The following is a 25,152-nucleotide window of genomic DNA, read 5'->3' as shown; positions in this document are numbered from 1 at the left end:
AATCGGCACCTCCTTCTCCAAAGGATAGATGTCCGTTTTTCTGGGTCAACTTCAGAGGAGTTCATCATGCTGCGGTGGATAGCCAGCTGGGCTGTACGCAACGCTCTTACTCCGGAGAAGCAGGCCGAAAAAGCGTTGCGGGAATTGCGTCTGGAACTCTTCCAGGCTGAACAACGGATCCTTGACGCGCAGATGCACGCAGATTACTACCGAGCTCGCCTGGCCTTTTGTGAAGCGGTGTTGAAAAGCGGCATCGAGCAGGTAAGCGATCAGCGGAAGGAGCCGCAGACAGGCTGGCAGGCATTGAGGACAGGCCCCAAACTCACAGCGGCCCAATAGCGCAAACCCTGCGCGGGCGGAGCGACGACTCCTTCCAGATTTCGCCATTCAGACTGAACAGCTCGGTGACGCCATCGACGAGCTGCGGCCGGTATTCCGACAGTCGCCGCCGACGACGGGTCGGCTCCAGCTCTTCAACAGTTGGCCGGATCGCCCCACCGCCCGGTCTTGCGTCCCCCTGGGCGACTGGCTTCGACCGGCGCTCTGCGCCCAGCGTCGATACGCCTGCCCAGTGCATTGCAGTGCGCTCGTGCTGCCACGAACAAGTCAGACCAACAGCATCGACACGGGTCCGCCGGCCGGCATGACTCGTCTCTCTTCCCGGTCGATTCGCCAGGACATTTACCCCCGCGCCAGAAAAAAAGCCGACACGACCTGTCGGCTTTTTTTCGTCAGCGTGTGGGCGAGCGCTTGTGCGAATCTACGGACCCGGGAAGTGTCTTTCATTTGGAGAGTTTGTTGAGAGCGAGCACGGCGACTGTGGGTTGCGAGTCGGTACATCGACCGGTTCGCCGAGCGAGTGCATTGCGCGCATTGCGACGGGCGCATCTTCGGGTACGCTCCCTAACCGAAGCTTCGGTCACATGCGTTCGGACGCAAGGCACACGACACTCTGGTCTTCTTCCGTTGCGTCTAGCCTCGTGCCGGACCTTCAATCAGAAAATCCCGGTTGTCCGCCATGCGTTACGCCAGAGACGCCGGGGCGATATGGAGTAGGGTCTACGGCTTGCTCCAGACCTGTTTCCAACACATGAGAAAGGTACCGCGGGCGTCCCTTGCGACTGCTCCTTCGACCGGACACGCGGTGCCCACTAGTGCGGGGCCGAAGTGGGCGACCTCTCTATCCGCGTCAGCGAGTACATCGGCGGGCACCCGGCCCCAAATCGACAAGCTGGCAAGTACGCCTGTACAGCCAACCAGGATTACGAGAGTACGTTTTAATCGGGTCGGGCGGCTGGCGATAAAATCAAATGGCATTGGGAAGCCTCGTCTGGCGGGGGACTTATGAGCGGTCTTATCGGCACCGGCCTCCGAAACCATAGATCTCCGTTCAATCTTTTTTTTCGGGACAGATTGCGAGGAGAAGGGCGAATGATGGGTCGAAGCTAAAGCGGCAATCGTCCCGGCGTTTGGGTCGACTTATTCGTAGTCCACGAGTGCATGTCCCGCCTCGACTGGCAGCTCGCTGCCAGTCCCACCAGTATCGATGAAAGCGGGACGGACTATCTATATCGGGTCGGTTACGGAAACTATCCGCGCAGGCGCGATCCGAGCTCACGATGTTTTAGGCGCTTAGCACCTGTTTGAACCGTTGCAAGTCAACTCGCCGATCGACTGTAGCCTCCATTCGACGCTCGAGCGACTCCTTGCGCTTTTCTTCAGCGTTCGCGATGAAGTCGGACAGTTCGCGCTCCAAGGCTGAGTCTTTGGCACCCGGCTTCCACCTCGCGGCTCCGTGCTGCCGGCGCGTGGCCCGAGCAAGTGCTAGCGCTGCCATCGCAGCCTTCGCACATTCGTATTCAACCTGACCACAAAGGTCGATTGGCTCGCCGAATTCGCGAAACGCTTCCACATATTCCCGAGCGGCGTGCACTGTCGCCGGATACTCACGGAGCTCGGAGATAACTTCGCGGCTCAACACATGCCAGTGAAGCCTGTCCAGGTAGGCAAAGGCGGGAATGGAAACGCCTTTACTGGCTTCGCGGTTCAAATGGCCGACCGGCTCCGCTGCTGCCCAGGTGGCCTTATGCATCATTGTCCGACAGGTTCGGGCGTAGCTTTCCAGCGATAACGCTAGTTCCAGTGCAGTATCGCGTCGCTGACGCTTGCGCTCCCTAGCATCCCTCGCTGAAATCCAGGCGAGCGTTATGACAGAACCGACTGCCGCTGATGTCAGCGCCAAAGTTACCGGAGTGTTCCAGTCGACTCGCTGGAGAAATTCAAGCCATTCCTGCCGCATACGATGCGCCTCGGAGAAAGAGGTGCAGAGAGTATAAGCAATCGTTTGCGCAGTAATCAGAGCAAAATTGGCGTTGTGTGTTTTCGCCACAATCGCTTTAGTGCGGCGGTGAGCATCTTGACAAAATATGCTGATCCAGGGGACCAACCGGACCAGAACCAGGGGAGGGGCGTCAAGATATTCAGGACCGGTCCGCTTCCTAAGTAGACGGGGTCTGCTGGTCGTGGCCACCACCGTTTGCTCGCTCAATCGGCAAGCTTCGGCCAGAAGCTAGATGCACCGTCCTAGATCGTTGGTGATCGATTTGGAATCAGTGACGGATAAGGCATAGGTCGGGGAGAAGAGGGTAATGCCAGATTCAAGGTGCGAGCGCCGCGCATTGAACGCCTAAACTGTTTCAACGCATGGACAGGGGGAAACTCGTGACGCGATTCGCTGAAGGCGATGTCGAAACGGGCCGGACGTCGAGTATGGAACGCTGAGCCGAACGTCGGGATTCGCCATAGCAGACGCGAGGGAGGCGCGGTCGCTGGTGTCCATCGGGTCGCGCGGCTTCGGAACCACCAGGAGGAGCGGCTGTGAAGAAAGAGCAACAGGTTGCACTTGTGACGAATGCGTCGGACTATGCCGGCCCGCCTGCCGTAGCAGCACTGCTGGATGCGGGATTCCGCGTGCTTGCCCACGATGATTCCTTCGTGGACGACATCGCGTGGGAGCACTTTTCGAACGCGAATGGCAGTGTCGAGCGTGTGAGCGGCAAAAGTGTTGAGGTGCTGGTCGAAGCCGCATGGGCCGTCACTGGGCGGGTTGATGCCATTGTCAGTAACGACCACTTTCCCGCTATCCATCGGCCCACTGTAGATGCATCACTGGACGACCTGCGGCAGACACTAGAAAAGCTGGTGGTCGGTCCTTTCGCTTTGGTAAAGGCGGCCATCCCGCGTATGAGACAGCAGGGCGGCGGGAATCTCGTATTAGTGACATCGTGCAGGACGAAACTGCCGATGCATGGAGGCGCCATTCCTGATGCTGCGAGGGATGCCGCGAATGCATTGGCTCGATCGTTTTCCGTCGAACTTGCGCCACTTAACATTGCCGTCAACGCGGTGGCACCGAACTTCCTGTATAGCGAGGCTTATTATCCACGCGCTGTCTTCGTAGACGAGCCGGAAGGCCGTGACTACGTCAGGACTACGGTACCAGTGGGTCGGCTAGGCCGGCCGGAAGAGATCGGCGAACTGATCTGCTTTCTCGCATCGACACAGTCCCGGTTTCTGACTGGCGCTGTAATTGACTTTTCCGGCGGGTGGCCTGCTGCTGCGACGAGGCCCGGAACGACCGACGATTGAGTGCGGTTCGCGCAACGTGGCGCCGATCAATGACAGGCAGCGACCGGCCATGAAGCGTCATTCGCCTGACTCGTCGCTCGGACATTCGGGCGTCCGTTCCTCACTGATTACGGTCGTTTGATTGGTGACGATAGAAGCGGCATGCCTGGACATGCTCCTTTTCGTGACGTCCGCCAAAGTGGACAATGCAGACCGAAAGCAGTGGGAAGAGGCAGTTCAAAAAGACCATTGCCTCGGACTTCACATAATCGAGCGCGAAGAAATCATCACGCTGATGATGCCAGAGAATGCTTCGCTTCGCGCCAGCTTCCTCCACCGCGATTTCGGTGTCGAACCGCAGGTCGCACACCTCCATGCGACGAACGGCTCATTCGCGCCGAAGTGGCATCAGGTCGAGAGATTCGGACGAAGCAACGATGCGAACTTATCTGCGAGGGCCGGCTTCGAACGGTGCGGCCAGATGGCACTCAGCTCGAAGAACGGGAGCGCGGCGCCATCGCGGACCTCGCACAGTCTGACGCCAGCGAACTGAATGGCCTGCACGGACTGCGGCAACAAGGACGCGCCGCAGCCGGCGGCGACGCAGGCTAGCACCGTGAGCGAGCGGTTTGCGTGCTGGACGACGTTCGCCTCGCATTCTGCCTTCCTGAAGGCGCTCAGGATCCCCGCTCGAATCACGGGAAGCTGATCGTGCGGAAACCAGACGAGCCCCAGGTCGGCGAGCTCGCGCAGACTCACCTTGCCGTCTTCCGAAACCGGATGTGCAAGCGGCATCACCGCGAGCATCCGCTCCCGGACGATCAGCTTCTCGCGCATCTCGCCTCCCACAGCCACCGGCGTATGGAGCAGGCCCAGATCGATGCTCCCCTCCTCGAGTGCGGCGGCCTGCTCGGCGTTGCTCATTTCTTTCAACACCAGCTCGACGCCGGGCACCTTGGCCCGCAGCTCTGCTATCGACCTCGGCAACACGTCGAACAACGCCGTGGAAGCGAACCCGACCGTCAGCCTGCCGCCGAGCTTGGCACCAATGTCCCGGGCCCGCTTTTCTGCGGCGTCGATACGCGAAACGCCGAGGCGAATGTCGTCCACGATCGCCGCGCCAGCGGTGGTCAGCGCGGCGCCACGCCGCGTGCGCTCGAATAGTTTGACACCGAGTTCGCGCTCGATGCGGGTAATAGCCTGGCTCAGGGCCGGCTGCGCAATGCCCAGCGCCTGAGCGGCGCCCGTCACGCTTCCCGCGTCCGCGACCGCCAGGAAGTACTTGAGGTTTCGCGCAGATTCCATATTGTCGCGTTATGAATAAAGATCGTTTCCATAGTACCCGCGATCATCCACGCATCCTAGACTCCCGGAAACGATCGACACATCAAGGCGAAAAACGCCCGACAAGGAGACAGACTATGCGCTGGTACGCGCAAATCTCTCGAGCCGAGAAGAGAGCGCTGTGGAGCTGCTTCGCGGGCTGGGGGCTGGACGGCGTGGATACCCAGCTCTTTAGCCTTGTCATTCCCACGCTGCTGGCCACCTGGGGCATCGGCAAGGGCGAGGCCGGCCTGATCGGTGGCGCCACGCTGGTGGCTGGCGCGCTTGGTGGACTGCTCGCAGGTACGCTTTCCGACCGATTCGGCCGGGTCCGCACGTTGCAGATAACGGTCGTCTGGTTCTCGCTTTTCACGTTTCTGAGCGCTTTTGCGCAGAACTTCGACCAGCTACTCGTACTGAAGGTACTCCAAGGCCTGGGTTTCGGCGGCGAATGGACGGCTGGAGCGGTGCTTCTGAGCGAGACCATCAATGCCAGGCATCGAGGCAAAGCCATGGGCATCGTGCAAAGCGCGTGGGGATTCGGTTGGGCGGGAGCGGTCATCCTTTATACAGTCGTCTTCTCGCTGGCGTCCCCCGAATGGGCTTGGCGCGTCCTGTTTGCCACCGGGGCGTTGCCCGCACTGCTGGTCATCTATCTGCGACGCAACGTTGTGGAGCCGGGACGAGACACGTGTCGGACCAAACACATCCATGACAAGCAGGGCGTCTTCAACACCGCCGCGGGCATCTTTCACCGATCCGTAATTCGCACGACCGTTGTCGGCGTCCTGATCGGACTGGGCGCCCATGGCGGGTACCATGCGATCACGACCTGGCTGCCGACCTACCTGAAGACGGAGCGGCATCTATCCGTACTCGGTACCGGCGGCTACCTGGCGGTGGTCATCGTCGCGTTCATTCTTGGCTGTTTCCTGAGCGCCTGGCTTCAGGACCGGATAGGTCGTCGCCGCAACGTCATTCTGTTTGCGCTTTGTTGCGCCGCGACCGTGAATCTGTACGTATTCCTCCCGATCGGCGACACGGCCATGCTCATTCTGAGCTTTCCGCTCGGCCTCTTCGCGGCCGGCATCCCCGCCACACTTGGCGCGCTCTTCAACGAACTGTATCCGCAGGGGATCAGGGGCACCGGCGTCGGATTCTGCTACAACTTCGGCCGCGTCGTGTCTGCAAGTTTCCCTGTGCTGATCGGGCACATGAGCAACTCCATGCCGCTCGGCGCGGCGCTCGGCATCGACGCGGGAATCGCGTATGGCATGGTCGTGCTCGCCGCCTTGCTGCTGCCCGAGACAAACAGGCAACGCGCTGCCGGCCCTGCGTCGCTCGTCGTCTCCGAAACGCCGGCGCCGTCGCCCAAGTGACGTGTATTCAACAATCGGAAAGCCAAGACCCATGAGCGCTCTTGACCTCAGTACGAGCGATGCGGCAATACATGCTGCCGACGCAGGGGCCGGCGTGGCCGAGTGGCTTCGTGACCCAACACCTCGTGTCACCGCTGTCGATTCACATGCGCACGTGTTCGTGCGAGGGTTGCCACTCGCTCCGCAGCGGCGCCACGCACCGGACTACGATGCAACGCTGGATTCGTATGTTCGGTATCTCACCGGGAATGGCGTGTCACACGCCGTTCTTGTGCAACCCAGTTTCCTCGGAACCGACAACTCGTTCTTTGCGGCGATATGTCGAAAGTATCCGCAGCGGTTTCGCGGTGTCGCAGTAGTCGCCCCAGCAGTGTCGAACAAAGAATTGGAGTCACTTGCCGACGCGGGCGTAGTCGGCATGCGGCTGAACCTCGTGGGCTTGCCGCTGCCGGACCTTCGAAACGGCGCGTGGCCGCGTCTTCTCGCATGCGCCAACAGCCTGCGGTGGCACGTCGAGGTGCATCGTGAGGCGAGAGATCTGCCCGTGATCGTCGGCGAGCTGCTCGCGCAGCGATGCACGGTGGTCGTCGATCACTTCGGCAGGCCGGATGCGGAAGCCGGGGCATCGGATCCTGGGTTCAGATATCTGCTCTCGACCGCCGATACCGGCAAGGTGTGGGTAAAGCTGTCGGCCGCTTATCGAAGTTCGCGGGGCGACGGCGGGCTTGGCCTTGGAAAAGCGCTTACTCGCCCGCTGCTGGAGGCTTTCAGTGCCGAGCGCCTCGTCTGGGGCAGCGACTGGCCGCATACCCAGCATCAGGACGTGATTGACTATTCAGCGTCCATTCGCGCGCTCGCGGCCTGGGTTCCGGAGGAATCGACCCGAGCGGTGATTCTCGGCCTGTCAGCTAGAGAGCTGTTTCGTTTCGATTGACGCGGCACGCGCCGTCAACCGATTCACTACCGATTGAGGAAAGCCTATGAACTCCACTGCCGCTTCTCGCAGATTGGCGTTTCGCCAACAGGTTGCCGCGTGCAAGGGATTGCTGGTGCCCGGAGTGCTCGACGAGGATCCGGCGATCGTCGCGCCCTTCGGCGAGCGCCAGCGACTCGCCAATAAGCCGATCTACGACGAGCTCGACGCACGATACAAGGACGCCGATTGACCGCGACGAATACCCCCTTCCAAAAAACGAGAGACGCAGGAGACACCGACATGGCAGGCCATCCAGATTGCGCTTTGCAACAGAACCTGGCGACCGCCGGTTCAGGAGCGGAGGAGGAACGCAGAGCATCCGTTCGCCTCCGCTCGCTGGCCGGCGGGCTCGTGGGCAACTTGATCGAGTGGTACGATTTTCTCGCTTACAGCATCTTCTCGATCTATTTCGCCAAGTCGTTCTTTCCGAGCGAAAACCCCACAGTGCAACTGATGAACACAGCCGTGATCGCTGCTGTGGGGTACGTCGCACGACCGCTTGGAAGTGTGCTGATTGGGCTCTATGCGGACCGTAAGGGCCGCAAGTTGGCTCTGACGTGGTCGGTCGCCGCCATGTGCTTCGGATCGCTTATTATCGCAGTAACCCCGGGATATCAAACGATCGGTGTATTCGCCCCTGCGCTCCTCATTGCCGCCCGGCTTCTGCAGGGGCTCAGCGCGGGAGGTGAATACGGCACCAGCGCCACGTATCTGAGCGAGGTGGCACCGGCTAACCGCCGCGGTTTCTACATGGGCTTCCTGCAGGTCAGTGTCGTCGCCGGACAGTTGCTCGCCCTCGGCCTCATGCTGCTCATGCAACGATTCCTTTTTACGGCGGACCAGATCGAGCGCTGGGGCTGGCGTCTTCCATTCGTCATAGGTGGTCTTCTCGCGCTCTTCGCCATGTACATGAGACGATATGTCGGAGAGACGCAGGATTTCGAGGAGAGCCGCCGGAAATCGTCACCGCCCGTCGTTCGTCAGTTGATCCAGCATTGGCGCAACATTCTGCTCGCGATCGGCATCACGGTAGGTGGAACGGTCGCCTTCTACACGTACACCGTCTACATGCAGAAGTTCCTGGTCAACTCCGCCGGGTTGAGCAAGCAGACCTCGACGCTCATCACCACCGGCGCGCTGCTTTTGTACCTGCCCCTGCAACCGTTGTTCGGTCTGGCGTCGGACCTGATCGGGCGCCGCCCCGTTCTGATCTTTTTCGGTTTGAGCTGCACGCTGTTCCCGGTTCCGCTTTTCGAGGCCCTCAGCCGCACGAAAAGCACGGTGACAATGTTCATGCTCTGTTTCGCCGGGCTGCTCATGCTGAGCGGATTCACTTCCATCCACATGCTGGTGAAGACGGAACTTTTTCCGGCGCGGATCAGGGCACTTGCGGTCGGGCTCCCCTACGCGCTGACAACCGCGGTTCTCGGCGGCACGACGGAATTTGTCGCGTTGCGGTTCAAGGCGTCCGGCCACGAGCCGTACTTCTTCTGGTACGTCACAATCTGGGCCGCCATTTCGTTGCTCGTCTATCTACGGATGCCTGAAACCAATGTCAGGCGGCGGCAGTGAGCCCGGCGCGCCTTGCTTCGTAGAACCAGCGCGACTGCCGGCACCGTAGCGCGAAAATTCGCCAGCGTGGATAGGTTGACCGTTTCAACCGGGACGCGCCACATTCAAACGGTTGCGAAAGCGTCCAGGTGCACGCCGCCGGACGTGTTCGTTGCGCGGCGACGGGATGAGGCGCAGGGCAGCAACAGCATTCACGCCGAGACGCCGGACTTGCCCTTGCTCTTCGGACCGACGCCTTTGCCCGAAGCGGAACGCTCCTTGGGTGTTGCGCCTCGATGCGCTGCGCCGGTTTGTCCACCACGCGTGGCTTCCATCACGTCCTCAAGGTAGTGCTCTACCACGCGCTGGAACTCCAGCATCGCCGCGTGATGGTCAACCACGCTCGCATCGTAGCTCAGCGTGACGGCCGCCTTCATAAGATGCTGGACGACCACGGACCGGAGCAATGCTTCTTCCACTGACAATCGCGGCGCGAGGGCAGCCAGCACGGATGCGATTCCTTTGCGCAATCTTTCGCGTACCCCGGTGGCGCCGGGCAATGCGACATCACGCGCGTCGACCAGCACCACGAAAGCGGGGTACGTCGTGCGAAACGCCACGAAAAACGTCGTCAGTCGGCCGGCAACGACCGATACACCAAGCAACGGCACCTCCTCGCTCAGCCGGTCGAACGCTGCTTCAAGCTCGGTCACGTATTGCTCGATCAGCGTACCTGCGACCTGCTCTTTCGTCGGAAAGAACTGATAAAGCGAACCGATCGACGCTCCCGCGCGCGCGGCGATCGCTGTCATCGTCGTTGCTTCGTACCCCCTTTCGGCGAATTCCGCGCTTGCGGCTTCCAGCAACGACGCCACCCGCGCGCGTCCGCGGGCGCGGCGCGGCACCTTCGCCTCGCCCGTATTCGGCGTTGACTTTTGTGAGGCCATTCTCATATACTGTTTGTGAGCACCCCCTCACAATACACCAGCGGCTCGCCGCTTTCAATGGAAGGCCATCATGTTGCAAAACCTTGACCCCAAGACTACCGCTCTCGTTCTGATCGATCTTCAGGAGGGCATTCTCGGATTCGGGAAAGCGCCCCGACCCGCCGCAGCCGTGGTGGCTACCGCGGCAACGCTCGCAAAGCGCTTCCGGGAAGTGAACGCGCCGGTCGTCCTGGTCCGGGTGGGCTGGAGCGCCGACTTCGGCGATGCACTGAAGCAGCCCATCGATCAGCCCATCGCGCTTCCCCCCGGCGGACTGCCCTCGAACTGGTGGGACTTTCCCGTTGAACTGGCGGTGGAGGAGCGCGACATCAAGATCACGAAACGCCAATGGAGCGCTTTTTACGGCACCGAGCTCGACCTGCAATTGCGGCGTCGCGGCATCGAAACCATTGTGCTGGGCGGGATTTCGACGAACATCGGCGTCGAGTCGACGGCTCGCGCCGCGCACGAGCACGGGTACTCGCTGGTGCTCGTCGAGGACGCAATGAGCTGCGGCGCGCCCGAGCATCACCATGCGTCGCTGAATTACATCTTCCCGAGGCTCGGTCTCGTGCGGCGATCCGTCGACGTACTCGAGGCGCTCGCAGCCTGATGACGCCCGATGGACAAGCACAGCGTGGCCGGAGAGAGACGATGAGCAGCGAACGTCACACCGGAGCTTCGTCGCTCTTGCACCGCGTCGAAACCGTGTTCGACATGCGGGCGTTGGGTCGCGCCATGTTTGCGCTCGTCCCGCTGCTCCTCCTTGCAGTCATATCAGGCAGATCCGAGTGGCTTACCGCTGCAATCGTGCCGGTCGCGATGCTCATCGCGCTCGACCACTCGCAGCTTGCGCCGCTCAGCGTCTTCGCGCACGCTTTGGCGATCAGCGCGGGCTTCGTGATCCTGATGGCGTCGCTCGCGCACCCGCTGCTCTTTGTCGTAGCCACAGTCCTGCTGGGCATGGGATCCGTGCTGGTGACCGCGGGCGGCAGTGCCTTGCGCTCGCTCGGCAACTTCACGTTCATTCCCTCGCTGTATCTTGCCTGCGAAAGTGGGGAAGGCGTCACGCGGCAGGCGCTTATTACCCGGAGCGTTGAGGTCCTGCCGTTCCTGTTGATAGCCGCGTTGCCGATCCTGCTCCTAGCGTCAGTCGAGCACTTCCGCTCGCGTGAAACCGGCCAGCCGACTCTTGCGCATTTCGCAAAGTGGACTCGCCTCTCCCCAAACAGCGAGCGCAACGCATATATCGAGCTGATGATCACCGTCGCGCTCGCGGTCGCTTGCGCTGCCGTACTTGTCGAATGGCGGCACGTCGATCATGGTCAGTGGATGATCTGGTCGGCCGCCAGCGTCGTTACCGGAAATGCAGCAAGCGCCCGGCAGAAGTTTCGCAGCCGGCTCACCGGGGCCGTTGTCGGCGTTTCCTTCGGAGTGGTTGTCGGATTGATGATCCCTCATGCGTTATTTATGCGTGTGCTCGTTGTGTTCGCCGCAATGCTGACGCTCATCTGCATTCGTCCGTACACGCTCGCATTCGGTGTCCGGTGCGCCTGTGCGGCAATAGCCTTTGTATTAGCGGGAAAGCCGTGGATTTTTGGAGGCGAACGCCTGCTGAACGTGGCAGTCGGCAGCGCCATTGGGCTGCTGTGTGCGCTCACGGCATCCGCCATTGCGGCGCACATGAAAGACACGTGCCGCTCGACGTGTGACGCCCCAAGACCCCGACAAGACTGAGCGGGACTGCGCAGTCGCCTCTGATTAAGGGCTCACGATCGACGTTTAGCTGAAGATCTCATGGTGTTCAGCAAGTATGGTAGTGCCGATTCCGATCGCTGCTGCCGTCGAATAGTTGACGCAGGTGCTTCTGGGTAGAAGCCGGTTACTCCCCAAAGACAGGGGCGAGCATATCGCACCCGAAAGGCATTCGTAATAATCAGCGCTCGCAGCAATGCTCAACCGCGCAAAGCGCTATAGTGGCGACTTGCTTACGTAACGCATGGCGCGATAAAATCGCGCCTGCTCATTGGGGAGTAGCCGCCTCGAACGCCATGTTCGAGGGCGCACGTCAACATACTTGGCGAGTCGAGAGACCCGCTATGGCGTGCGCAGCTAAATGCCTGGCAAGACCGATGACTCGCATTCCGACCTAACCGGGTCGCCGGAATGCGTGTCATCGCGTTTTTTCTGCGCGGCCCGGGTACAACAACCCCATGCAATCCTTCCTCATTTCGACCAGTGTGGTCGGCCTTGCTGAAATCGGCGACAAGACTCAACTCTTGTCCCTGGTATTGGCAGCGCGATATCGCAAGCCCATTCCCATCATCCTTGGTGTTTTTGCCGCTACCCTCATCAACCATGGTGCATCCGGCGCACTCGGCGCGTGGCTCGCGAGCGTTCTGAGTCCGGGCATTCTGAATTGGGCGGTTGTCGCGTCATTCGCCGTGATGGCCGTGTGGATTCTCGTTCCGGACAAGCTGGACGATGCCGATGCGGTTTTGACGAAAAACTCGATGGGTGTGTTCGGCACAACCGCGCTCACATTCTTTCTCGCCGAGATGGGCGACAAAACCCAAATCGTCACGATTGCCCTGGCGGCACGCTTTCATGAGTTCTTCGGCGTGGTTGCGGGTACGACACTCGGCATGATGCTGGCCAATGTGCCCGTCATCTACCTGGGACACAAATTCGCCGACCGCCTGCCAACAAAGGCGGTCCACATTCTGGCCGCCATTATCTTCGTTGTCCTCGGTGGCCTCGCCCTCAGGACCGCGCTGTACCCGCAAGCGCATCCGCTGTTCTAGTTCGCGGCTGACGCGCGCACCGCACTCCACCAACGCGAGACCTTTAGAAAAAACCCGAGCGTGCCGTTAATATGCGGTGGTCCGACAAAACGTGGACCGGGATCGGAGTCGTCCGTCGTTTACTCGGTTCGAAGTCAACGAACGAACTGAGCGATGCTTCGGATCACGACTTCCGGATACGCACGCCGTCTACGGGAAGACTGACACTTTCAGTTTCCTTCCGCCCAACCTGCTCGAACAGGGCGCCTCGTCGACGTGCCGTTCCACATCGGAGCAATCGTGACCAGACAGAAAGGCACCCAAAGGCGTCTATATCTGTGGCGACGCAACGCAGCAGAAGACCGAGTTGAGCAGACGTCGTCGAATGTGCCCCCCGCGCGGCGCACCGCCGTATTTGGTCTCGTCCTCGTTCTATTGAGCGTGCCGCTCCTGGCCTTCTGGGGAGCGTATGAAAGCTTGAGTGCCGGTTTCGCCGCGCAAGCTGCCAACGAGGCGGATAAGGCTTTCGAGGAAGCTCGCTATAGCGTTGCGTGGGAGGAATCGGCCGAACGCAAGTACTTTCTGGACCCGCGTCCGGAGGTTCTACGCGAGCACCGCGAGGCCGGTGAAGCACTTGACGCAGCGCTGAAGAGGGCAGTGGCACTTGAGCCTGGCAGCAGCGCAATGCTGCGCGGCCTGCTGGAGAAGCACGCGAAGTATCGAGCGTTCGCCAAACCGATGTTCAAGGCCGTCGATGATCACGACATCGCGAGAGCCAATGAGATCGACGAGGATTCGGCCGATCCACTCTTCGACGATATCGAGCAAAAGGTTCTCGCGGCAGCGGCACAGCACCGCGACGATGCGACGATGCAACTCGACCGGCTCGTTGCCGTGCAACGGATCGTCCTGATATCGACCCCCGTGGTACTCGCGATCGGCGTGGGGCTCTCGCTGCTGTTTCTTCAGATGCTGCGGCGCATTCGCAAGAACGTGGATGCGGCGGCCCAGGACGCGCTGCGCAGCAGCGAACAGAGGCTGCAGGCGCTTGTCGCGAACACGTCGGATGCGATACTCGTTTCCGACGTCAACGGGACTGTGACTTACGAGGCGCCGACGCGAAGACCGGACCCCTTGAAGAACATGGGCCAGCTCGTCGGCACCAGTCTGCTCGATCCGATTCATCCCACTGACCGTCCCACGCTGCAGGGCCTGTTGGAGACCGTGTCGTCGACGGCTCGATCCACGAAATCCATCGAGATCCGTACTCGAGGTGAGGGCGATGCGTGGCGCTATATTCAGCTTACCTTGACGAATCTGCTCGACGAACCGGCTGTCGGCGCAATCGTGGCGACCGCAAGCGACACCACCGAAAGGAAGAACTTCGAGGAGCAGCTCGCGCGAAGGGCGTTCTACGATACGCTCACCTCGTTACCGAACCGCGCACTGCTGCTCGATCGTATTAGCCAGGCCGAAGCTCGCGCGCGTGAGCGTAATGCGATGATCGGCGTTGTCTTCGTCGACCTGGACAACTTCAAGCGGGTGAACGACAGTCTCGGACACCACGTGGGAGACCGGCTGCTGATCGCAGCGGCCAAACGCCTCGAAGGGTGCATTCGCCCGACCGACACCGTCGCGCGGTTGGGCGGAGACGAGTTCGTCATCCTGCTGGAACACCTCGGGAGTGAGGCGACGAGCGAAGGCACCCTGGTTGCGGACAACATCCTGGCGCAATTCAGTCAACCGTTCGATCTCGACAACAAACAGTACATCGTCAGCGCGAGCGTTGGGCTGGCATTCGCGCACGCTGGGCGCGGCCGCGGCGATGCTGATACGTTGTTGCGGGACGCCGACGTCGCGATGTACCGGGCCAAGAACGGTGGAAAGGGCCGCTACGTGGTTTTCGAAGAGAACATGCACGCGGAAGCAGTCAAAAAGCTGGAGATTGAAACGGACCTGCGTTACGCGATCGAGCATCGCGACCTACGGGTGTATTTCCAGCCCATCATGCAGCTTCAGGAGGCAGGGTTCCGGGAAATGGAAGCGCTCGTGCGGTGGCAGCACCCCACGCGAGGTTTGTTGCCGCCCGCCGAATTCATTGCGATTGCAGAAGAAAGCGGCCTGATCATTCCACTCGGACGATACGTACTGGAAGAGGCTTGCCAGCAAGTCGCCCGCTGGCAGCGGGAGTTCCCGACCGAGCCGCCACTGCAGATTAGCGTCAATCTCTCGCCTCGGCAGTTCGATGATCCCAACCTCGTTACCGACGTGGCTGCGGCGCTGTCCAGTGCTCACATCGGCGCAGGCTCGCTGAAATTGGAGGTCACGGAGGGCCTGATCATGCGGGATACCGAAAGGAGTATCGAGACGCTCCAGAGGCTGAAAGACTTCGGCGTCACAATCGCAATCGACGACTTCGGCACGGGCTATTCATCGCTCAGTTATCTTCGCAGGCTACCGCTGGATGTGCTGAAAATCGACCGATCCTTTGTTCAGGGCATTGGCACGAGCGCTGAGGACGATGCGATCGTTCGCGCCGTCATCTCCATGGCGCAGTCTCTTGGACTGTCCGTCACGGCTGAGGGAATTGAAACGAGTGAGCAGGCAAGGCTCCTTCGAGAATGGTCCTGCCAAACTGGACAGGGCTATCTTTTTTCACGACCTCTGCCTGCGGAGGAGTTTACGGCGCTATTTCGTGCACATTCTGCTGGTTCCACCCGCAGCCATTCTGCGGGCGACTTCACCATGGAGCCGCTCTGACCCATACGCGAGTGCTGTCGGTTGAACGCGTATCGGTCACCTCTGCGGCAGCGCGATCTCACGAAGCGCCATGAGGACGGTGTGTCGTGTCGTTTCACATCATGCCGCCCATGCTTCCAGTGCCGCCCACCCCGGTTCCACCGGTCCCGCTTGTGCCGGTACCTGGCGATATCGCAATCGGATGTGCGGCCCCCATCGTGGCCATCAGTGCGACGGCGGCTGCGTCCGGTTCGCCATTGGCGTCGATTGCGCCAAGAGTGAGGAGCGCTTCGAGATCGTTGTCCTCGCCCGGCTGTCCGACAGTGAATGCGGTGGTCAGAAAATTGGGGGTGGAAAGCGTAACGCTGTACTTTTGCTGCAGATTCTGGACGACAGCGGCCTGCGCCGTCAGAACGTTGGTCTGATTCTGCAGCGCCTGCTGAAACTGCGTGTTCGTCGCGAAGCCGGCGATCAGCCCGCTTTCATTTGTACCGAGTTGCGCCGCCAGATACGACAACAACAGGTCAGTCTCCGGCGTGACGTTGTACGTGCCGCCAGCGAACGCGGCGGAGTGCAGCGTCGTCCCGCCCGAAGTCGCAGTGATCATGCACGGCATCACTGCGCTGAATGCCGCGTGGTAGTTTCCGTTCGCATCTGCGGCGACCGACATCGAGCCCCGCGCGCAGTTGATGCTGATCGTCGCGTTCGCGAGTGCCTTGCCGGTTGCCGCCGTACCGGCGATCGAAACCATCGACGTGCTGCTTGCGCTACCACCGCCTCCGCCGCCGCAGCCAGCGAACAACGCAACGGACGCAATTAGCAGCCCCGCGCTGACAGAACGGATGACGTGCTGTTGTCGAGTGCTCATCGAAGTCTGCCGGTGGTTCGTATGTCGTCTAAACGATTTCGCGGGGGCGTCTATTCCATCCTTCGCTCAACCCTTGATGCTGCGAAGGCATTGCAAACTGCCTGACACCGCGCGAGGTGGCGGCTGAGTGCCGGAAGGTTTCCCGGCTCCACCACAGTAAACCTTCACTTCACTCGATTGGAATATAGCGGCCCCGTCATACGTTTATTGGGGGCGTAGACGCAAGAAATGATGCATCGCGCCATGCGCGACATTCCATCATCACGCGGCACCCGGTTGGAGGAAGTTTGAAACGAGCCATGAACGACCATGGAGACCGAACGAGACGAGGCTTGGGCGACCAGGATTTGCGGCCGCTGTCGGCTTTTGCCGACGATGAATTGTCCGCCACGGAGCACGCGATCATGCTCGTTCGACTGACGACCAACCCTTGGGCGGCTGAGCGCGTGGAGGACTATCGCGCGCAAAAAGCCGCGCTGACAGCACTGTTCGGAGACCCGCTACACGGTGCGCGTTGTATCGTCGTGCGCCACCGCGCGCCGTGGTGGCAGCAGGCCGGCGTGGCGGCATCCTGGATGGCGATGGGCATGGCGCTCGGCTCGGCACCCGGTTGGATGTCGGCGAATTTCACGGCCGATCCACCCGTGTTCGCGGAGCGCGCCGACATCGCTTTCGCGGTGTACGCGCCTGAGCAACGCCACCCCGTGGAGGTAGCGGCGCCGCAACGCGATCATCTGGTCGACTGGCTGTCACGGCGCCTCGGTCAGCGGTTGTCGGTGCCTTCGCTTCGGGAATATGGCTATTCACTGATTGGCGGTCGCCTCCTGCCCGGCGAGTCCGGCCCTGCCGCGCAGTTCATGTATCAGAACACGGCCGGCGCCCGGCTCACGATGTACGTTGCAGTGGTTCCAAAGGACGCGACGGCATTCCGCCTGTTTCGTGACGGTAATCGCAGCACGTTCTACTGGGAGAGTCAGGGGACGGGATGCGCGCTGACTGGCCTCGTCCCAGAGGTGCAATTGCGATCCATGGCGATCGACGCATGCAGCATGCTCCGGCGGGCGTTCAGAGGCCGGGGAATCAGCGGCGGTTTGAACCCATGATGCTTTGCGGAGTTCGCATTTCCGATCATCCAGCAAGCCGGAGCACGCAGCCTTCCGCAGGTTGGCAGGCAACCGCGCGGACGTTGCTGCGCGCGTTCGCGTTGACGTGCCTGTTTGTCTCAACGGGCGCTCGCGCCCAATCGACCAACCCGATTACGCCGGCTTCATCCGGCACATCGGTGGGATGCGCCGATGTCGCCACGTCGGATACCGTGAGTGTGGACGTCAACCGGTTCCGGTGTCTCACGGCCGGCGAACAGGCGGCTTCGTTGCGAACGTGGATTGAAAACCACTCGCTTCTGTCTCTCACCGACGCTCAGATCCTCCCTCTGATGGACGCGATGAAGCCGGATGCCTTCGTCGAGTACGCGAGGTCCGACATGGTTCCCGACGACGCTTGCGAATACAGGATGTTCCGGCAAGAGCGGATATCCGGAAGATGGTCCGACCGGCCCGATCACATGGTTATCCGCTACCAGGACACCCCTCGAAAAGTCTACGCAAAATGGCTCCCCGATGGTGCCCATGCGGGACAGGAGATTCTCTACGACGAAACAAGGGACCCTGATAGCGTTGTCGGTCATCTGGGCGGAGTGCTGCGCATCGTGACAGGCAAGATCGCCATCGACGGCCCGTTCGCACACACCCAGTCCCGCCATAGCGTCCGCGATCTCGGCCTGCAGTACATCGCGCGCACCATCGAGCATGATGCCCGCAGCTTTCGTGAAGAGGGCCTGACTGAAAAGCCGACCCGCATTGAACTCATGAACGTGCACGGCGCGCGCTTGCTGGCATGGACATGGACTGCTCCCTCAGGGCCTCCAGCGCACTATGCGCAGCGTGTGAGACTGCTGTTCGATCTTCAGCACCCCTGGCCTAGTGGCGAAGCCGCGTGGAACGAGCGCGGCGACCTGCTGGAGATGATCCATTTCGAAGACGTTGTGCCTCACCACTGGAGCGAATCGATTTTCGATCGACGTAATCCTGAATACGGTTTCCACTGAGGCCGTATCCGGCGAAACCTCCACACCGGTTCGCAAGGATGGGTTGCCGCGATGCAGGGTCGCAGATCTGCAGCTCGGTCGTGCGATTTCGAAAGCGGTAGCAGGCGAGGCACGGCACTATGTGCAGCGACTTCCTATCGTCCCGATGAAGGAGAAACGAAATGCCCAAAGCGTTTTCGGTCCCTATTACTCCGCAAGGACAGTCCGCACTGGCGACGCTGCCGCCGTGGCACTATTCCAGTGACTGTCTCGCCATCGAATACTGGGCCGACCAGAAAGCGATCGCGGCGCTCCTCCCGCCAGGCCTCACGGTGGACGAGAAATCCGGCGGCCGGTCCTTCTTCTGGTTTCTGGATTGGCAGTTCACGGGTTCCAATGACGAATTGACGGACCCGGCCCGCTATCAATACCGCGAAGCCTTCGTTCTGGTCGAGGCGATCTTCGAAGGTGTTCCGGTCAACTACTGCCCATACATCTTCGTCGATAACGATGCCGCCATCGCCCGCGGATGGGCGCAAGGGTTTCCAAAGAAGCTCGCCAGCGTCTACCAGACTCGCAGTTTCTCCGCGCCCAGTCTCGCAGCTGCGCCGCTTGCCAAAGGCAGTCGCTTCGGTGCGAGTGTGTCCGCGCACGGAGAGCGGCTGGCGACTGCCCGTATCCAGCTTGAGGAACCTGTCGCTGACCCGACGACCGTGTTCAACCGGCCAACAACGATGCGCCGTTACTTTCCTCAACTCGCAGCGGGACTTCAGGAGAAGCCACCGGTTGATGAACTGACCATGTCGCTTACCGACAATCTCGCGATCGTGGACGTCTGGACCGGGTCGGCGGAGCTGAAGATTCCTGAGGTCGCCGGTGAGGACATGAACCTGATTGCGCCCGTGCGCGTCGGGCGGGGTTATCGGCTGGGTATGGCGTACTCCGTGACCGACCTGCGCATTCTGAAGAACTACGCCGAGTGATCGTCTGGGTGCCCCTATGCGTTAGCAAGGGGCCCGGTTACGTGGGCTGCCTGAATATAAGCGGGAATTGATACAGCGTCTTTGGAAACTGTTTCAGACCGCGACGGGAGCGCCCGATGACCAGATTGTCATCGGTATTCAGGACGTGCCGGCCAGTCAAGCGATGGAGATGGGGCAGGTCATGCCGGACGTCGCGAACGAATAGGGTGAGAGGTGGTGCGCCTCGAAGGCGCCCCTGGTCTTTGGCACCCCCATCGCCTGACGGATCACCACGAAGCGCTGATCCAGTATCCGCAATCCGCCCGCTTTAGCGGCGTCTTTTTCGAGCTGCTGCTTGACGCCTGCAGCCACGTCCAGATGCTGATCCAGAAAGCCCGGCACAACAGCCGGTGACGTTGGAATCCGGACGATTGTCGCGTGATACAGTTCGCGCGTCAGCAACAGATGTTCAGAACACACCACCGCTACGGCGTTTTGCGATTGAAGGCTTTGTCATCTTGGGTTGCTCTTGATTAGCGTGCCAGAGCGATATTAGCCTGGCAATTGTCGAAAGGCGTGCGCGGACAACATATGTCTATGTCGTGATTCGCCACGGCATGTCGCGTCTTTTCGAGGGAGTGTTCTACAGATTTGCCCCGCCTTCTGCGTCCCGGATCTTGTCTGCGCGACTACCATTCACGGTTCTATGCCGCGCACGGCGTGTTCCTATCACCGGGTTTTCGCATGAGTCTACTAATTCGTTTGCTGCTTTTGTTAATCACCAGTGGTCGTCGGAGTCGGCTGCACGTGCTCGACACGTGTGTCACGCCTTTTCGAGTCTGGCTCAACGACCTCGACGTCTTACTTCATATGAACAACGGCCGTTACTTCACGATCCTCGATTTGGCGCGCGTAGATCTGATGATGCGCAGTGGTCTGTGGCGGCAATTGAAGGCACAAGGCTGGTATCCAGTCGTCACACTGGAAACGATGCGTTTTCATCGGTCGCTCGAGCTTGGCGACCGCTATAACGTCCAGACTCGCGTTATCGGTTGGGATGAGAAGCACATTTTCATCGAACAAGGTTTCGTGCGTGATGATGTGCAGGTCGCATTGGCCGTCGTGCGAGCACGGTTCCTGAAGCGAAGTGGCGGCGTTGTGACGACCGCCGAGTTGCTGGAACTTTCGGCGATTACGCAGCCGTCGCCGGAGTTGCCCGGATGGGTTGCGAGGTGGAGTGAGGCTGAAGGAGGGATGGCGCTTACGTAGCCTTCTTTTTGTGGGCAGAGGTGGAGGCCGTCACACGACGGCAGCCAACCCACGATCCTGTTCGATCGCCCGCGCGATTCGAGCCATCATCGGCTTGACCACGCGTGCGATTCAGTACGCGTAAAGCGTCAAGGTGCGACCGCAGGTGCGTTGGTAGGCTTTTGACCATTCGCCTTCTGCTCGGCATTCTGCAGATCCTGCGGATAGTTCGTTTGATTCCCCGCCGGACTGTACCCGTTCTTTTCCAGCTTGCTGAGTTCGGCGTTTTTCTTCGCACGGCGCGCCTTGCGGTCGGCCTTCTTTTGCGCCTTCATCTCTTGCTTCGACATCGCACTATCGGAGGCGCCGGCATCGGTTGTCGCTGCATGAGCTTGCAACGTCGGAAGTGAGAGGAGACTCAAAGCCATACCTGCTGAAACAACAAAAACAGACAGTTGCTTGAACTTCATACGTATCTCCGTATGGGTGCGTTAGGCGGCGTGAGACTGCTCACGGACCATTTGGGTTGGTTCCTGAGAAGAACGTGTCTCTTCGCATGGGGAACGCTCGAACCGTAATCGATGAGACGTCGACAGGGATACAGGGGTTAACCGCGAGGAGGTGACGAGGCATAACGCTGAAAGGCTCTTGCACACTTGCTTTAACGCGCATTTTCCCTGATTTCACGAAAGAGATTCCCCTTTCTGCTCTTTGTTCGAGTGGATGGGGAATATACACTCGGGCAAAAATACAAGCGCAGTTCAGGAGACGTGCCCACGGAAATTATTACCCTCCGCATAAGCCTCACTCCAGTGCTTGTTTTTTCTTTCTTCTCATTTCCTTCCCTGCGAGCGTCTCTGAGACTCCACGTCCTTCAGCCGTGTCGCATTTGATCAAAGATAGACGGACGCTGGGAAAGGTGTGGGCACTTTCGATAGCAGGGGAAGTACGTAGTACAACTATATTAATGGAGATAGCGATGAAGAAACTTCTGTTCGGCGTGTTCGCATTGTCTGCGACGGCAACCGCGATGGCTCAGAGCAGCGTCACGTTATACGGCATCGTGGACAACGGTATCGCATACGAGACCAATCTACCGAAGGGGCATGTATTCGGTGCGCAAAGTGGAGGCTGGGCGCAATCGAGATTTGGTCTCAAAGGCAGTGAGGACCTCGGCGGCGGCACCCATGCAATTTTCACGCTCGAGTCCCGACTGAATACCATGACCGGGGCTTTCGCGAACGGAAGTTTCTTCGAGGGACAGGCGACAGTAGGCTTGCAGAATGACACCTGGGGTCAAATCAAGTTCGGCAACATGGGATCGGCTGAAATAAGTCAATACTCGGGCGACGTCGACCCACAGCAAACAAAGAAGTATGCGATTGGAACGCTGGTACGCGGCCGCATCTTTTCGCAGGCAGGGAACGGCGCGGAGTACCTGTCGCCGACGATCGGCGGTTTTACCCTGCAAGGCCAGTATGATTTGACGAATTCGTCGACGTGGAACGCAGGAAATCCTGGAAGCGCACCTGGTCAACTCGGTACTTCTAGCGGACTCGGAAGCTCGCAGGGGCGCTCGGATGGTATCAAACTCTCTTACGCGAACAAGGGCCTTTTCTGGCAGGCGACCTATGACGAGGTTCGCGACGGAAACGGCCAATTCAGCAACGTGTACCTTGCTTCCCGCTCGATTCTCACGGGCTTGACGTACGCATTCGGTCCTGTGACCGGATACGTTGGCTACCAGCACCTGAGCGCTCCGAACGCATCGAATGCGGGCTATTTCGGCACGGCGACCCCGTCAGCGTTGCCGGCAGGAACGAGCCTCCCGACAGCAGTCAATCATGAGTGGATTGGCGCGATCTGGCAGACGACCCCTGCGCTTGCTATCACCGGCGCCGTCTATCACGCGAACGCAAACAATGGGAACGGGAACGCAACTCTCTACACGTTGGGTGCGAACTATTCGCTGTCCAAGCGAACGCTCCTGTACACGGAACTGGCGTACGTTAGAAACAGTTCGTCGTCTAACATTGGCCTCGACAGCGGTCTGTATGGCGCGAATATCAACAACGACTCGGTCAACGGAAGCACTTCGAGCACCAACCCCAACTATGGCAAAAGCCAGTTTGGCGTTATTGCAGGGTTGGCGACGACGTTCTGATGCTGTCGATAGGTCCGGGTGACGACTTTCTCTCGGACCTATCAGGCGCTGCGTCTGCGCTGATGAGCGGTCGATTCAATCGCGGAAACGACTGGCGATGTGGTCCGGAATATTTTCTGGCGTCACGACCACGACCGAAGAAGATGACGCGACAGAGGATGCTGGCAAGAGCTTGTGAAAGTGCATGACGTGATGACACGCGGAGCGCATGTCCTGCCGGAGATCATGATGCAAGATTGCCTGAATCCTTCCAGCGCGTAGAAGCTGCACATTATCCTTGTCCAGGTCGTGACCGATGAAGCAGACCGGAGCTTGCTGCTGCGCTTCCAGCGCGCGAAGAATCGCGACGTTACCGCCTCCCATGGAGTACACGGCAGCGATGTCTGTGCCATCGTTGAGAACGCTTCGGACTCGCTCTTCAGTTGGCAAATCAAGGCCATGTCCGCCGCTTGCATCAATCAGTCTGAGTCGGGGGTGGTGCTTGCGCAGTGCTCGACGAAAGCTTATCTCGCGCTCTTCTTCGCCCCGAAAATGCTCGTCGCTCATCGTTATCAACACATTAGCTGGCTGCGGGCCCAGCAATAGGCCCAGAAGGTAAGCTGCCGTGGCCCCAGCGACGCGATTGTCGAGCCCGGCGTAGGCGATGCGGCCCGACAGAGGTATGTCGGTGAAGACGGTGACGACGGGAATGCCGTGATGCTGGAGTTCGCGAACCACCTCGGCAATCTCAGGAACGTCGCGGGCCTTCAGAAAAACACCATGGCTGCCTCTTCGGGCGATAGATCGAAGAGCATCCACGACTTCGGACGTCGTCATCGTCTCCCGCAACTGGAAGCGCGGACGAACAACCGCCGGGTGCATTAACGCGAGTTCCGCTTCGAGCGCATTCTTTATCTCGTCGCTGAACCGCGCCGGCGCTTCTACTACCACGTCGACCATGAGCTTCCGCCCCGTGGTCGCCAGGTTTAGCTCCTGTTTCTCAAGTTCTTTTATCGCCTGCTCAACCCGATTGCGAGTGTGCTCCCGGACGTTCGCGCGTCCGTTCAGCACCCTATCAACAGTTGCCACTCCAAGCCCTGCCTGAAGGGCAATTTCCTTGATCAAGAAGCGGTGAGCCAATCCGACCCTCCATTGTTGATAGTTTTTTGATGTGTTTATGATAATTCGATCTGTGCTTTGCGAGCTATCCTACATCGAATATAGGAGGCACGTATGGACGACCGACGCGGAGACTATCTCGCTGAGCGAACCAACTGGTATCGCGAAAGCGACTGCAGCTTGGGTGATTTCGTGGCGGCGCTCAACGCGGCGGGGGAGCGCGGGCTACGCTACGCGGCAAAGTCGGTTCAAGCGATTCCTGTATACGAATGCCGCGAGCTGGAAGAAGTGCACTCGTCTGAAACGGAAAGGCTTCAGCTACTGTCGGAGTGGGCCGAAGTCCTGCGAGATGGAGCGGGCGTCTTTGTGCTCAAGCGCGCTTTTGCCGACACCGGGTGCGTGGATGAGGCGACGGCCATCTTCGAATCGATTATTGAAGCCGAGAAGAAATCGGGCTCGAAGGCTGACCATTTCGCGAAAGCAGGCGCAAACGATCGTATCTGGAACGCGCAGGAAAAACTCTGCCTTGCGGCACCTGAGGTCTTCGCCAGATACTTTTCGAGCCCTTGGCTGCCGGCGGCCGCCGAGGCATGGCTTGGCCCGTGCTTTCAGGTTACGTCGCAGGTCAATGTTGTCAGACCCGGCGGCGAGGCACAGCAAGCCCATCGTGACTACCATCTGGGCTTCCAGACGGCTGAGATGGCGGCGTCTTTTCCAGCGCACGTGCATTGGATGTCGCCTTTTCTCACGCTGCAAGGGGCCGTTGCGCACAGCGACATGCCTGTTGAGAGCGGTCCGACCAAACTCCTGCCTTACTCGCAGCGATACGCTCAAGGCTATCTGGCTTGGCGTAGACCTGATTTCCGCGAGTATTTCGAGAACAACTTCGTTCAGGTGCCGCTTGCCAAGGGCGATGCCATCTTCTTCAATCCGGCGCTATTTCACGCAGCCGGGTCGAATCGAACGAGCCACGTTCAGCGCATGGCAAACCTGCTTCAAATCTCGTCGGCTTACGGTCGGGCGATGGAAGCGGTGGATCGAACACGCATGTCCGAGACCCTCTACCCAGTCCTTCGGGACAGGTTTAAGACCGGCAAGATAACCGGGCTCGAGGCGCTGTCGGTGATTGCCTCGTGCGCCGAAGGCTATGCGTTCCCGACAAACCTTGACAGGGATCCGCCCGCCGGGGGACTCGCGCCGGAGAGCCAAGGCCAGATGATGCTCAGAGCGCTTCGGGAGGACTGGGAGCCGTCCGAGTTTGCGCGAGCCCTCGCGAAGCATGCCTGGCGTCAAGGGAATGGCGAATCCACTGAACTGATAGATTATTGATGTGTTTTTGTGACTAAAAGATAGAGCCACGGC

Annotated in this window: 23 protein-coding genes, 2 pseudogenes and 1 riboswitch; of the genes and pseudogenes, 17 read left to right on the top strand and 8 right to left on the bottom strand. The window is 59.9% G+C overall.

From position 1 onward, the window contains the following. Window positions 1-339: hypothetical protein (locus M0D67_RS38655; protein WP_266242624.1), on the top strand; the 339-nt coding region annotated here is incomplete at its 5' end. A 1,285-nt stretch (window positions 340-1,624) separates the two neighbouring features. On the opposite strand, the gene M0D67_RS38650 is transcribed toward M0D67_RS38655, so the two are convergent. Then, window positions 1,625-2,548, bottom strand: a complete 924-nt coding sequence (locus M0D67_RS38650; RefSeq protein ID WP_266242622.1) for a hypothetical protein — start codon at window positions 2,546-2,548, stop codon at window positions 1,625-1,627. A 329-nt stretch (window positions 2,549-2,877) separates the two neighbouring features. On the opposite strand from M0D67_RS38650, the gene M0D67_RS38645 reads away from it, so the two are divergent. Continuing rightward, window positions 2,878-3,648, top strand: coding sequence for an SDR family oxidoreductase (locus M0D67_RS38645; RefSeq protein WP_171929490.1), 771 nt, complete (start codon window positions 2,878-2,880; stop codon window positions 3,646-3,648). A gap of 100 nt (window positions 3,649-3,748) precedes the next feature. Here M0D67_RS38645 and M0D67_RS38640 read toward each other — a convergent pair whose 3' ends face one another. Together M0D67_RS38640 and M0D67_RS38635 are read right to left on the bottom strand one after the other, a co-directional pair. Further along, window positions 3,749-4,003, bottom strand: a complete 255-nt coding sequence (locus M0D67_RS38640; protein WP_266242620.1) for a hypothetical protein — start codon at window positions 4,001-4,003, stop codon at window positions 3,749-3,751. 32 nt (window positions 4,004-4,035) lie between these two features. Then, window positions 4,036-4,932, bottom strand: coding sequence for a LysR family transcriptional regulator (locus tag M0D67_RS38635; RefSeq protein ID WP_266242619.1), 897 nt, complete (start codon window positions 4,930-4,932; stop codon window positions 4,036-4,038). A gap of 116 nt (window positions 4,933-5,048) precedes the next feature. Between M0D67_RS38635 and M0D67_RS38630 the strand changes: the two genes are divergently transcribed. From M0D67_RS38630 to M0D67_RS38615, 4 genes and pseudogenes are all read left to right on the top strand, one after another. Beyond that, the gene (locus M0D67_RS38630; RefSeq protein WP_266242618.1) at window positions 5,049-6,329 is read left to right on the top strand and encodes an MFS transporter; all 1,281 of its coding nucleotides are present in this window, start codon (window positions 5,049-5,051) and stop codon (window positions 6,327-6,329) included. A gap of 31 nt (window positions 6,330-6,360) precedes the next feature. Next, the gene (locus M0D67_RS38625) at window positions 6,361-7,263 is read left to right on the top strand and encodes an amidohydrolase (protein ID WP_266242617.1); all 903 of its coding nucleotides are present in this window, start codon (window positions 6,361-6,363) and stop codon (window positions 7,261-7,263) included. A gap of 121 nt (window positions 7,264-7,384) precedes the next feature. Then, window positions 7,385-7,495: pseudogene (locus M0D67_RS38620) on the top strand (carboxyvinyl-carboxyphosphonate phosphorylmutase); the annotation flags it as partial. 50 nt (window positions 7,496-7,545) lie between these two features. Then, a complete protein-coding gene (locus tag M0D67_RS38615) occupies window positions 7,546-8,877 on the top strand; it encodes an MFS transporter (protein WP_266242616.1) in 1,332 nt (443 codons plus the stop codon). A 191-nt stretch (window positions 8,878-9,068) separates the two neighbouring features. Here the strand turns inward: M0D67_RS38615 and M0D67_RS38610 are convergent, their stop codons facing one another. Beyond that, the gene (locus M0D67_RS38610; protein ID WP_266242615.1) at window positions 9,069-9,803 is read right to left on the bottom strand and encodes a TetR/AcrR family transcriptional regulator; all 735 of its coding nucleotides are present in this window, start codon (window positions 9,801-9,803) and stop codon (window positions 9,069-9,071) included. Window positions 9,804-9,873: 70 nt separating this feature from the next. Here M0D67_RS38610 and M0D67_RS38605 point away from each other — a divergent pair, with 70 nt between their 5' ends. The 4 genes from M0D67_RS38605 to M0D67_RS38590 all read left to right on the top strand — a co-directional run bounded on the left by M0D67_RS38605 (window position 9,874) and on the right by M0D67_RS38590 (window position 15,385). Beyond that, the gene (locus M0D67_RS38605; protein ID WP_171928949.1) at window positions 9,874-10,455 is read left to right on the top strand and encodes a hydrolase; all 582 of its coding nucleotides are present in this window, start codon (window positions 9,874-9,876) and stop codon (window positions 10,453-10,455) included. A 41-nt stretch (window positions 10,456-10,496) separates the two neighbouring features. After that, window positions 10,497-11,579: an FUSC family protein gene (locus M0D67_RS38600; RefSeq protein WP_266242612.1), complete on the top strand. Its 1,083-nt coding sequence runs from the start codon at window positions 10,497-10,499 to the stop codon at window positions 11,577-11,579. 279 nt (window positions 11,580-11,858) lie between these two features. Continuing rightward, window positions 11,859-12,040: riboswitch (yybP-ykoY riboswitch) on the top strand. A gap of 15 nt (window positions 12,041-12,055) precedes the next feature. Next, the gene (locus tag M0D67_RS38595) at window positions 12,056-12,646 is read left to right on the top strand and encodes a TMEM165/GDT1 family protein (RefSeq protein ID WP_093634427.1); all 591 of its coding nucleotides are present in this window, start codon (window positions 12,056-12,058) and stop codon (window positions 12,644-12,646) included. A gap of 255 nt (window positions 12,647-12,901) precedes the next feature. After that, window positions 12,902-15,385 (top strand): bifunctional diguanylate cyclase/phosphodiesterase, encoded by a 2,484-nt coding sequence (locus M0D67_RS38590; RefSeq protein WP_266242611.1) that lies wholly within the window; start codon window positions 12,902-12,904, stop codon window positions 15,383-15,385. Window positions 15,386-15,479: 94 nt separating this feature from the next. Here the strand turns inward: M0D67_RS38590 and M0D67_RS38585 are convergent, their stop codons facing one another. Beyond that, window positions 15,480-16,232, bottom strand: a complete 753-nt coding sequence (locus M0D67_RS38585; protein ID WP_266242610.1) for a hypothetical protein — start codon at window positions 16,230-16,232, stop codon at window positions 15,480-15,482. Between the two features lie 332 nt (window positions 16,233-16,564). On the opposite strand from M0D67_RS38585, the gene M0D67_RS38580 reads away from it, so the two are divergent. The 4 genes from M0D67_RS38580 to M0D67_RS42185 all read left to right on the top strand — a co-directional run bounded on the left by M0D67_RS38580 (window position 16,565) and on the right by M0D67_RS42185 (window position 19,506). Then, window positions 16,565-17,335, top strand: a complete 771-nt coding sequence (locus tag M0D67_RS38580) for an anti-sigma factor (protein ID WP_308112629.1) — start codon at window positions 16,565-16,567, stop codon at window positions 17,333-17,335. Window positions 17,336-17,418: 83 nt separating this feature from the next. Next, window positions 17,419-18,339 (top strand): DUF1571 domain-containing protein, encoded by a 921-nt coding sequence (locus M0D67_RS38575; RefSeq protein WP_266242608.1) that lies wholly within the window; start codon window positions 17,419-17,421, stop codon window positions 18,337-18,339. A 161-nt stretch (window positions 18,340-18,500) separates the two neighbouring features. Next, window positions 18,501-19,301: an acetoacetate decarboxylase family protein gene (locus M0D67_RS38570; RefSeq protein ID WP_266242607.1), complete on the top strand. Its 801-nt coding sequence runs from the start codon at window positions 18,501-18,503 to the stop codon at window positions 19,299-19,301. A 67-nt stretch (window positions 19,302-19,368) separates the two neighbouring features. Continuing rightward, window positions 19,369-19,506 carry a hypothetical protein gene (locus M0D67_RS42185; RefSeq protein WP_367619665.1) on the top strand — a complete coding sequence of 46 codons (138 nt, stop codon included), beginning with the start codon at window positions 19,369-19,371 and terminating at the stop codon, window positions 19,504-19,506. On the opposite strand, the pseudogene M0D67_RS38565 reads toward M0D67_RS42185, so the two are convergent. Beyond that, window positions 19,458-19,745, bottom strand: a pseudogene (locus M0D67_RS38565) (ABC transporter substrate-binding protein); the annotation flags it as partial. The gene M0D67_RS42185 and the pseudogene M0D67_RS38565 overlap by 49 nt on opposite strands. A 342-nt stretch (window positions 19,746-20,087) precedes the next feature. Here M0D67_RS38565 and M0D67_RS38560 point away from each other — a divergent pair. Continuing rightward, the gene (locus tag M0D67_RS38560) at window positions 20,088-20,549 is read left to right on the top strand and encodes a thioesterase family protein (protein ID WP_266242606.1); all 462 of its coding nucleotides are present in this window, start codon (window positions 20,088-20,090) and stop codon (window positions 20,547-20,549) included. Between the two features lie 128 nt (window positions 20,550-20,677). On the opposite strand, the gene M0D67_RS38555 is transcribed toward M0D67_RS38560, so the two are convergent. Then, the gene (locus M0D67_RS38555; protein WP_266242605.1) at window positions 20,678-20,998 is read right to left on the bottom strand and encodes a hypothetical protein; all 321 of its coding nucleotides are present in this window, start codon (window positions 20,996-20,998) and stop codon (window positions 20,678-20,680) included. A 509-nt stretch (window positions 20,999-21,507) separates the two neighbouring features. Here M0D67_RS38555 and M0D67_RS38550 point away from each other — a divergent pair. Then, window positions 21,508-22,692, top strand: coding sequence for a porin (locus M0D67_RS38550; RefSeq protein ID WP_266242604.1), 1,185 nt, complete (start codon window positions 21,508-21,510; stop codon window positions 22,690-22,692). Between the two features lie 75 nt (window positions 22,693-22,767). Here the strand turns inward: M0D67_RS38550 and M0D67_RS38545 are convergent, their stop codons facing one another. Continuing rightward, window positions 22,768-23,811 carry a LacI family DNA-binding transcriptional regulator gene (locus M0D67_RS38545; RefSeq protein ID WP_266242603.1) on the bottom strand — a complete coding sequence of 348 codons (1,044 nt, stop codon included), beginning with the start codon at window positions 23,809-23,811 and terminating at the stop codon, window positions 22,768-22,770. 93 nt (window positions 23,812-23,904) lie between these two features. Between M0D67_RS38545 and M0D67_RS38540 the strand changes: the two genes are divergently transcribed. Further along, window positions 23,905-25,119 carry a phytanoyl-CoA dioxygenase family protein gene (locus tag M0D67_RS38540; protein WP_266242602.1) on the top strand — a complete coding sequence of 405 codons (1,215 nt, stop codon included), beginning with the start codon at window positions 23,905-23,907 and terminating at the stop codon, window positions 25,117-25,119. Window positions 25,120-25,152: the final 33 nt, after the last annotated feature.

This window comes from Paraburkholderia sp. SECH4 (genome assembly GCF_030511745.1).
GTDB lineage: Bacteria > Pseudomonadota > Gammaproteobacteria > Burkholderiales > Burkholderiaceae > Paraburkholderia > Paraburkholderia madseniana.
The sequence above is the reverse complement of the archived record's forward strand: the minus strand, read 5'-3'. Positions and strand labels throughout refer to the sequence as shown.

Bases quoted from the DNA above. Each gene is read 5' to 3' on its own strand.
- M0D67_RS38640 (WP_266242620.1), bottom strand. From the start codon at position 4,003: ATGGAGGTGTGCGACCTGCGGTTCGACACCGAAATCGCGGTGGAGGAA.
- M0D67_RS38635 (WP_266242619.1), bottom strand. From the start codon at position 4,932: ATGGAATCTGCGCGAAACCTCAAGTACTTCCTGGCGGTCGCGGACGCG.
- M0D67_RS38630 (WP_266242618.1), top strand. From the start codon at position 5,049: ATGCGCTGGTACGCGCAAATCTCTCGAGCCGAGAAGAGAGCGCTGTGG.
- M0D67_RS38625 (WP_266242617.1), top strand. From the start codon at position 6,361: ATGAGCGCTCTTGACCTCAGTACGAGCGATGCGGCAATACATGCTGCC.
- M0D67_RS38615 (WP_266242616.1), top strand. From the start codon at position 7,546: ATGGCAGGCCATCCAGATTGCGCTTTGCAACAGAACCTGGCGACCGCC.
- M0D67_RS38610 (WP_266242615.1), bottom strand. From the start codon at position 9,803: ATGGCCTCACAAAAGTCAACGCCGAATACGGGCGAGGCGAAGGTGCCG.
- M0D67_RS38605 (WP_171928949.1), top strand. From the start codon at position 9,874: ATGTTGCAAAACCTTGACCCCAAGACTACCGCTCTCGTTCTGATCGAT.
- M0D67_RS38600 (WP_266242612.1), top strand. From the start codon at position 10,497: ATGAGCAGCGAACGTCACACCGGAGCTTCGTCGCTCTTGCACCGCGTC.
- M0D67_RS38595 (WP_093634427.1), top strand. From the start codon at position 12,056: ATGCAATCCTTCCTCATTTCGACCAGTGTGGTCGGCCTTGCTGAAATC.
- M0D67_RS38585 (WP_266242610.1), bottom strand. From the start codon at position 16,232: ATGAGCACTCGACAACAGCACGTCATCCGTTCTGTCAGCGCGGGGCTG.
- M0D67_RS38570 (WP_266242607.1), top strand. From the start codon at position 18,501: ATGCCCAAAGCGTTTTCGGTCCCTATTACTCCGCAAGGACAGTCCGCA.
- M0D67_RS38555 (WP_266242605.1), bottom strand. From the start codon at position 20,998: ATGAAGTTCAAGCAACTGTCTGTTTTTGTTGTTTCAGCAGGTATGGCT.
- M0D67_RS38550 (WP_266242604.1), top strand. From the start codon at position 21,508: ATGAAGAAACTTCTGTTCGGCGTGTTCGCATTGTCTGCGACGGCAACC.
- M0D67_RS38540 (WP_266242602.1), top strand. From the start codon at position 23,905: ATGGACGACCGACGCGGAGACTATCTCGCTGAGCGAACCAACTGGTAT.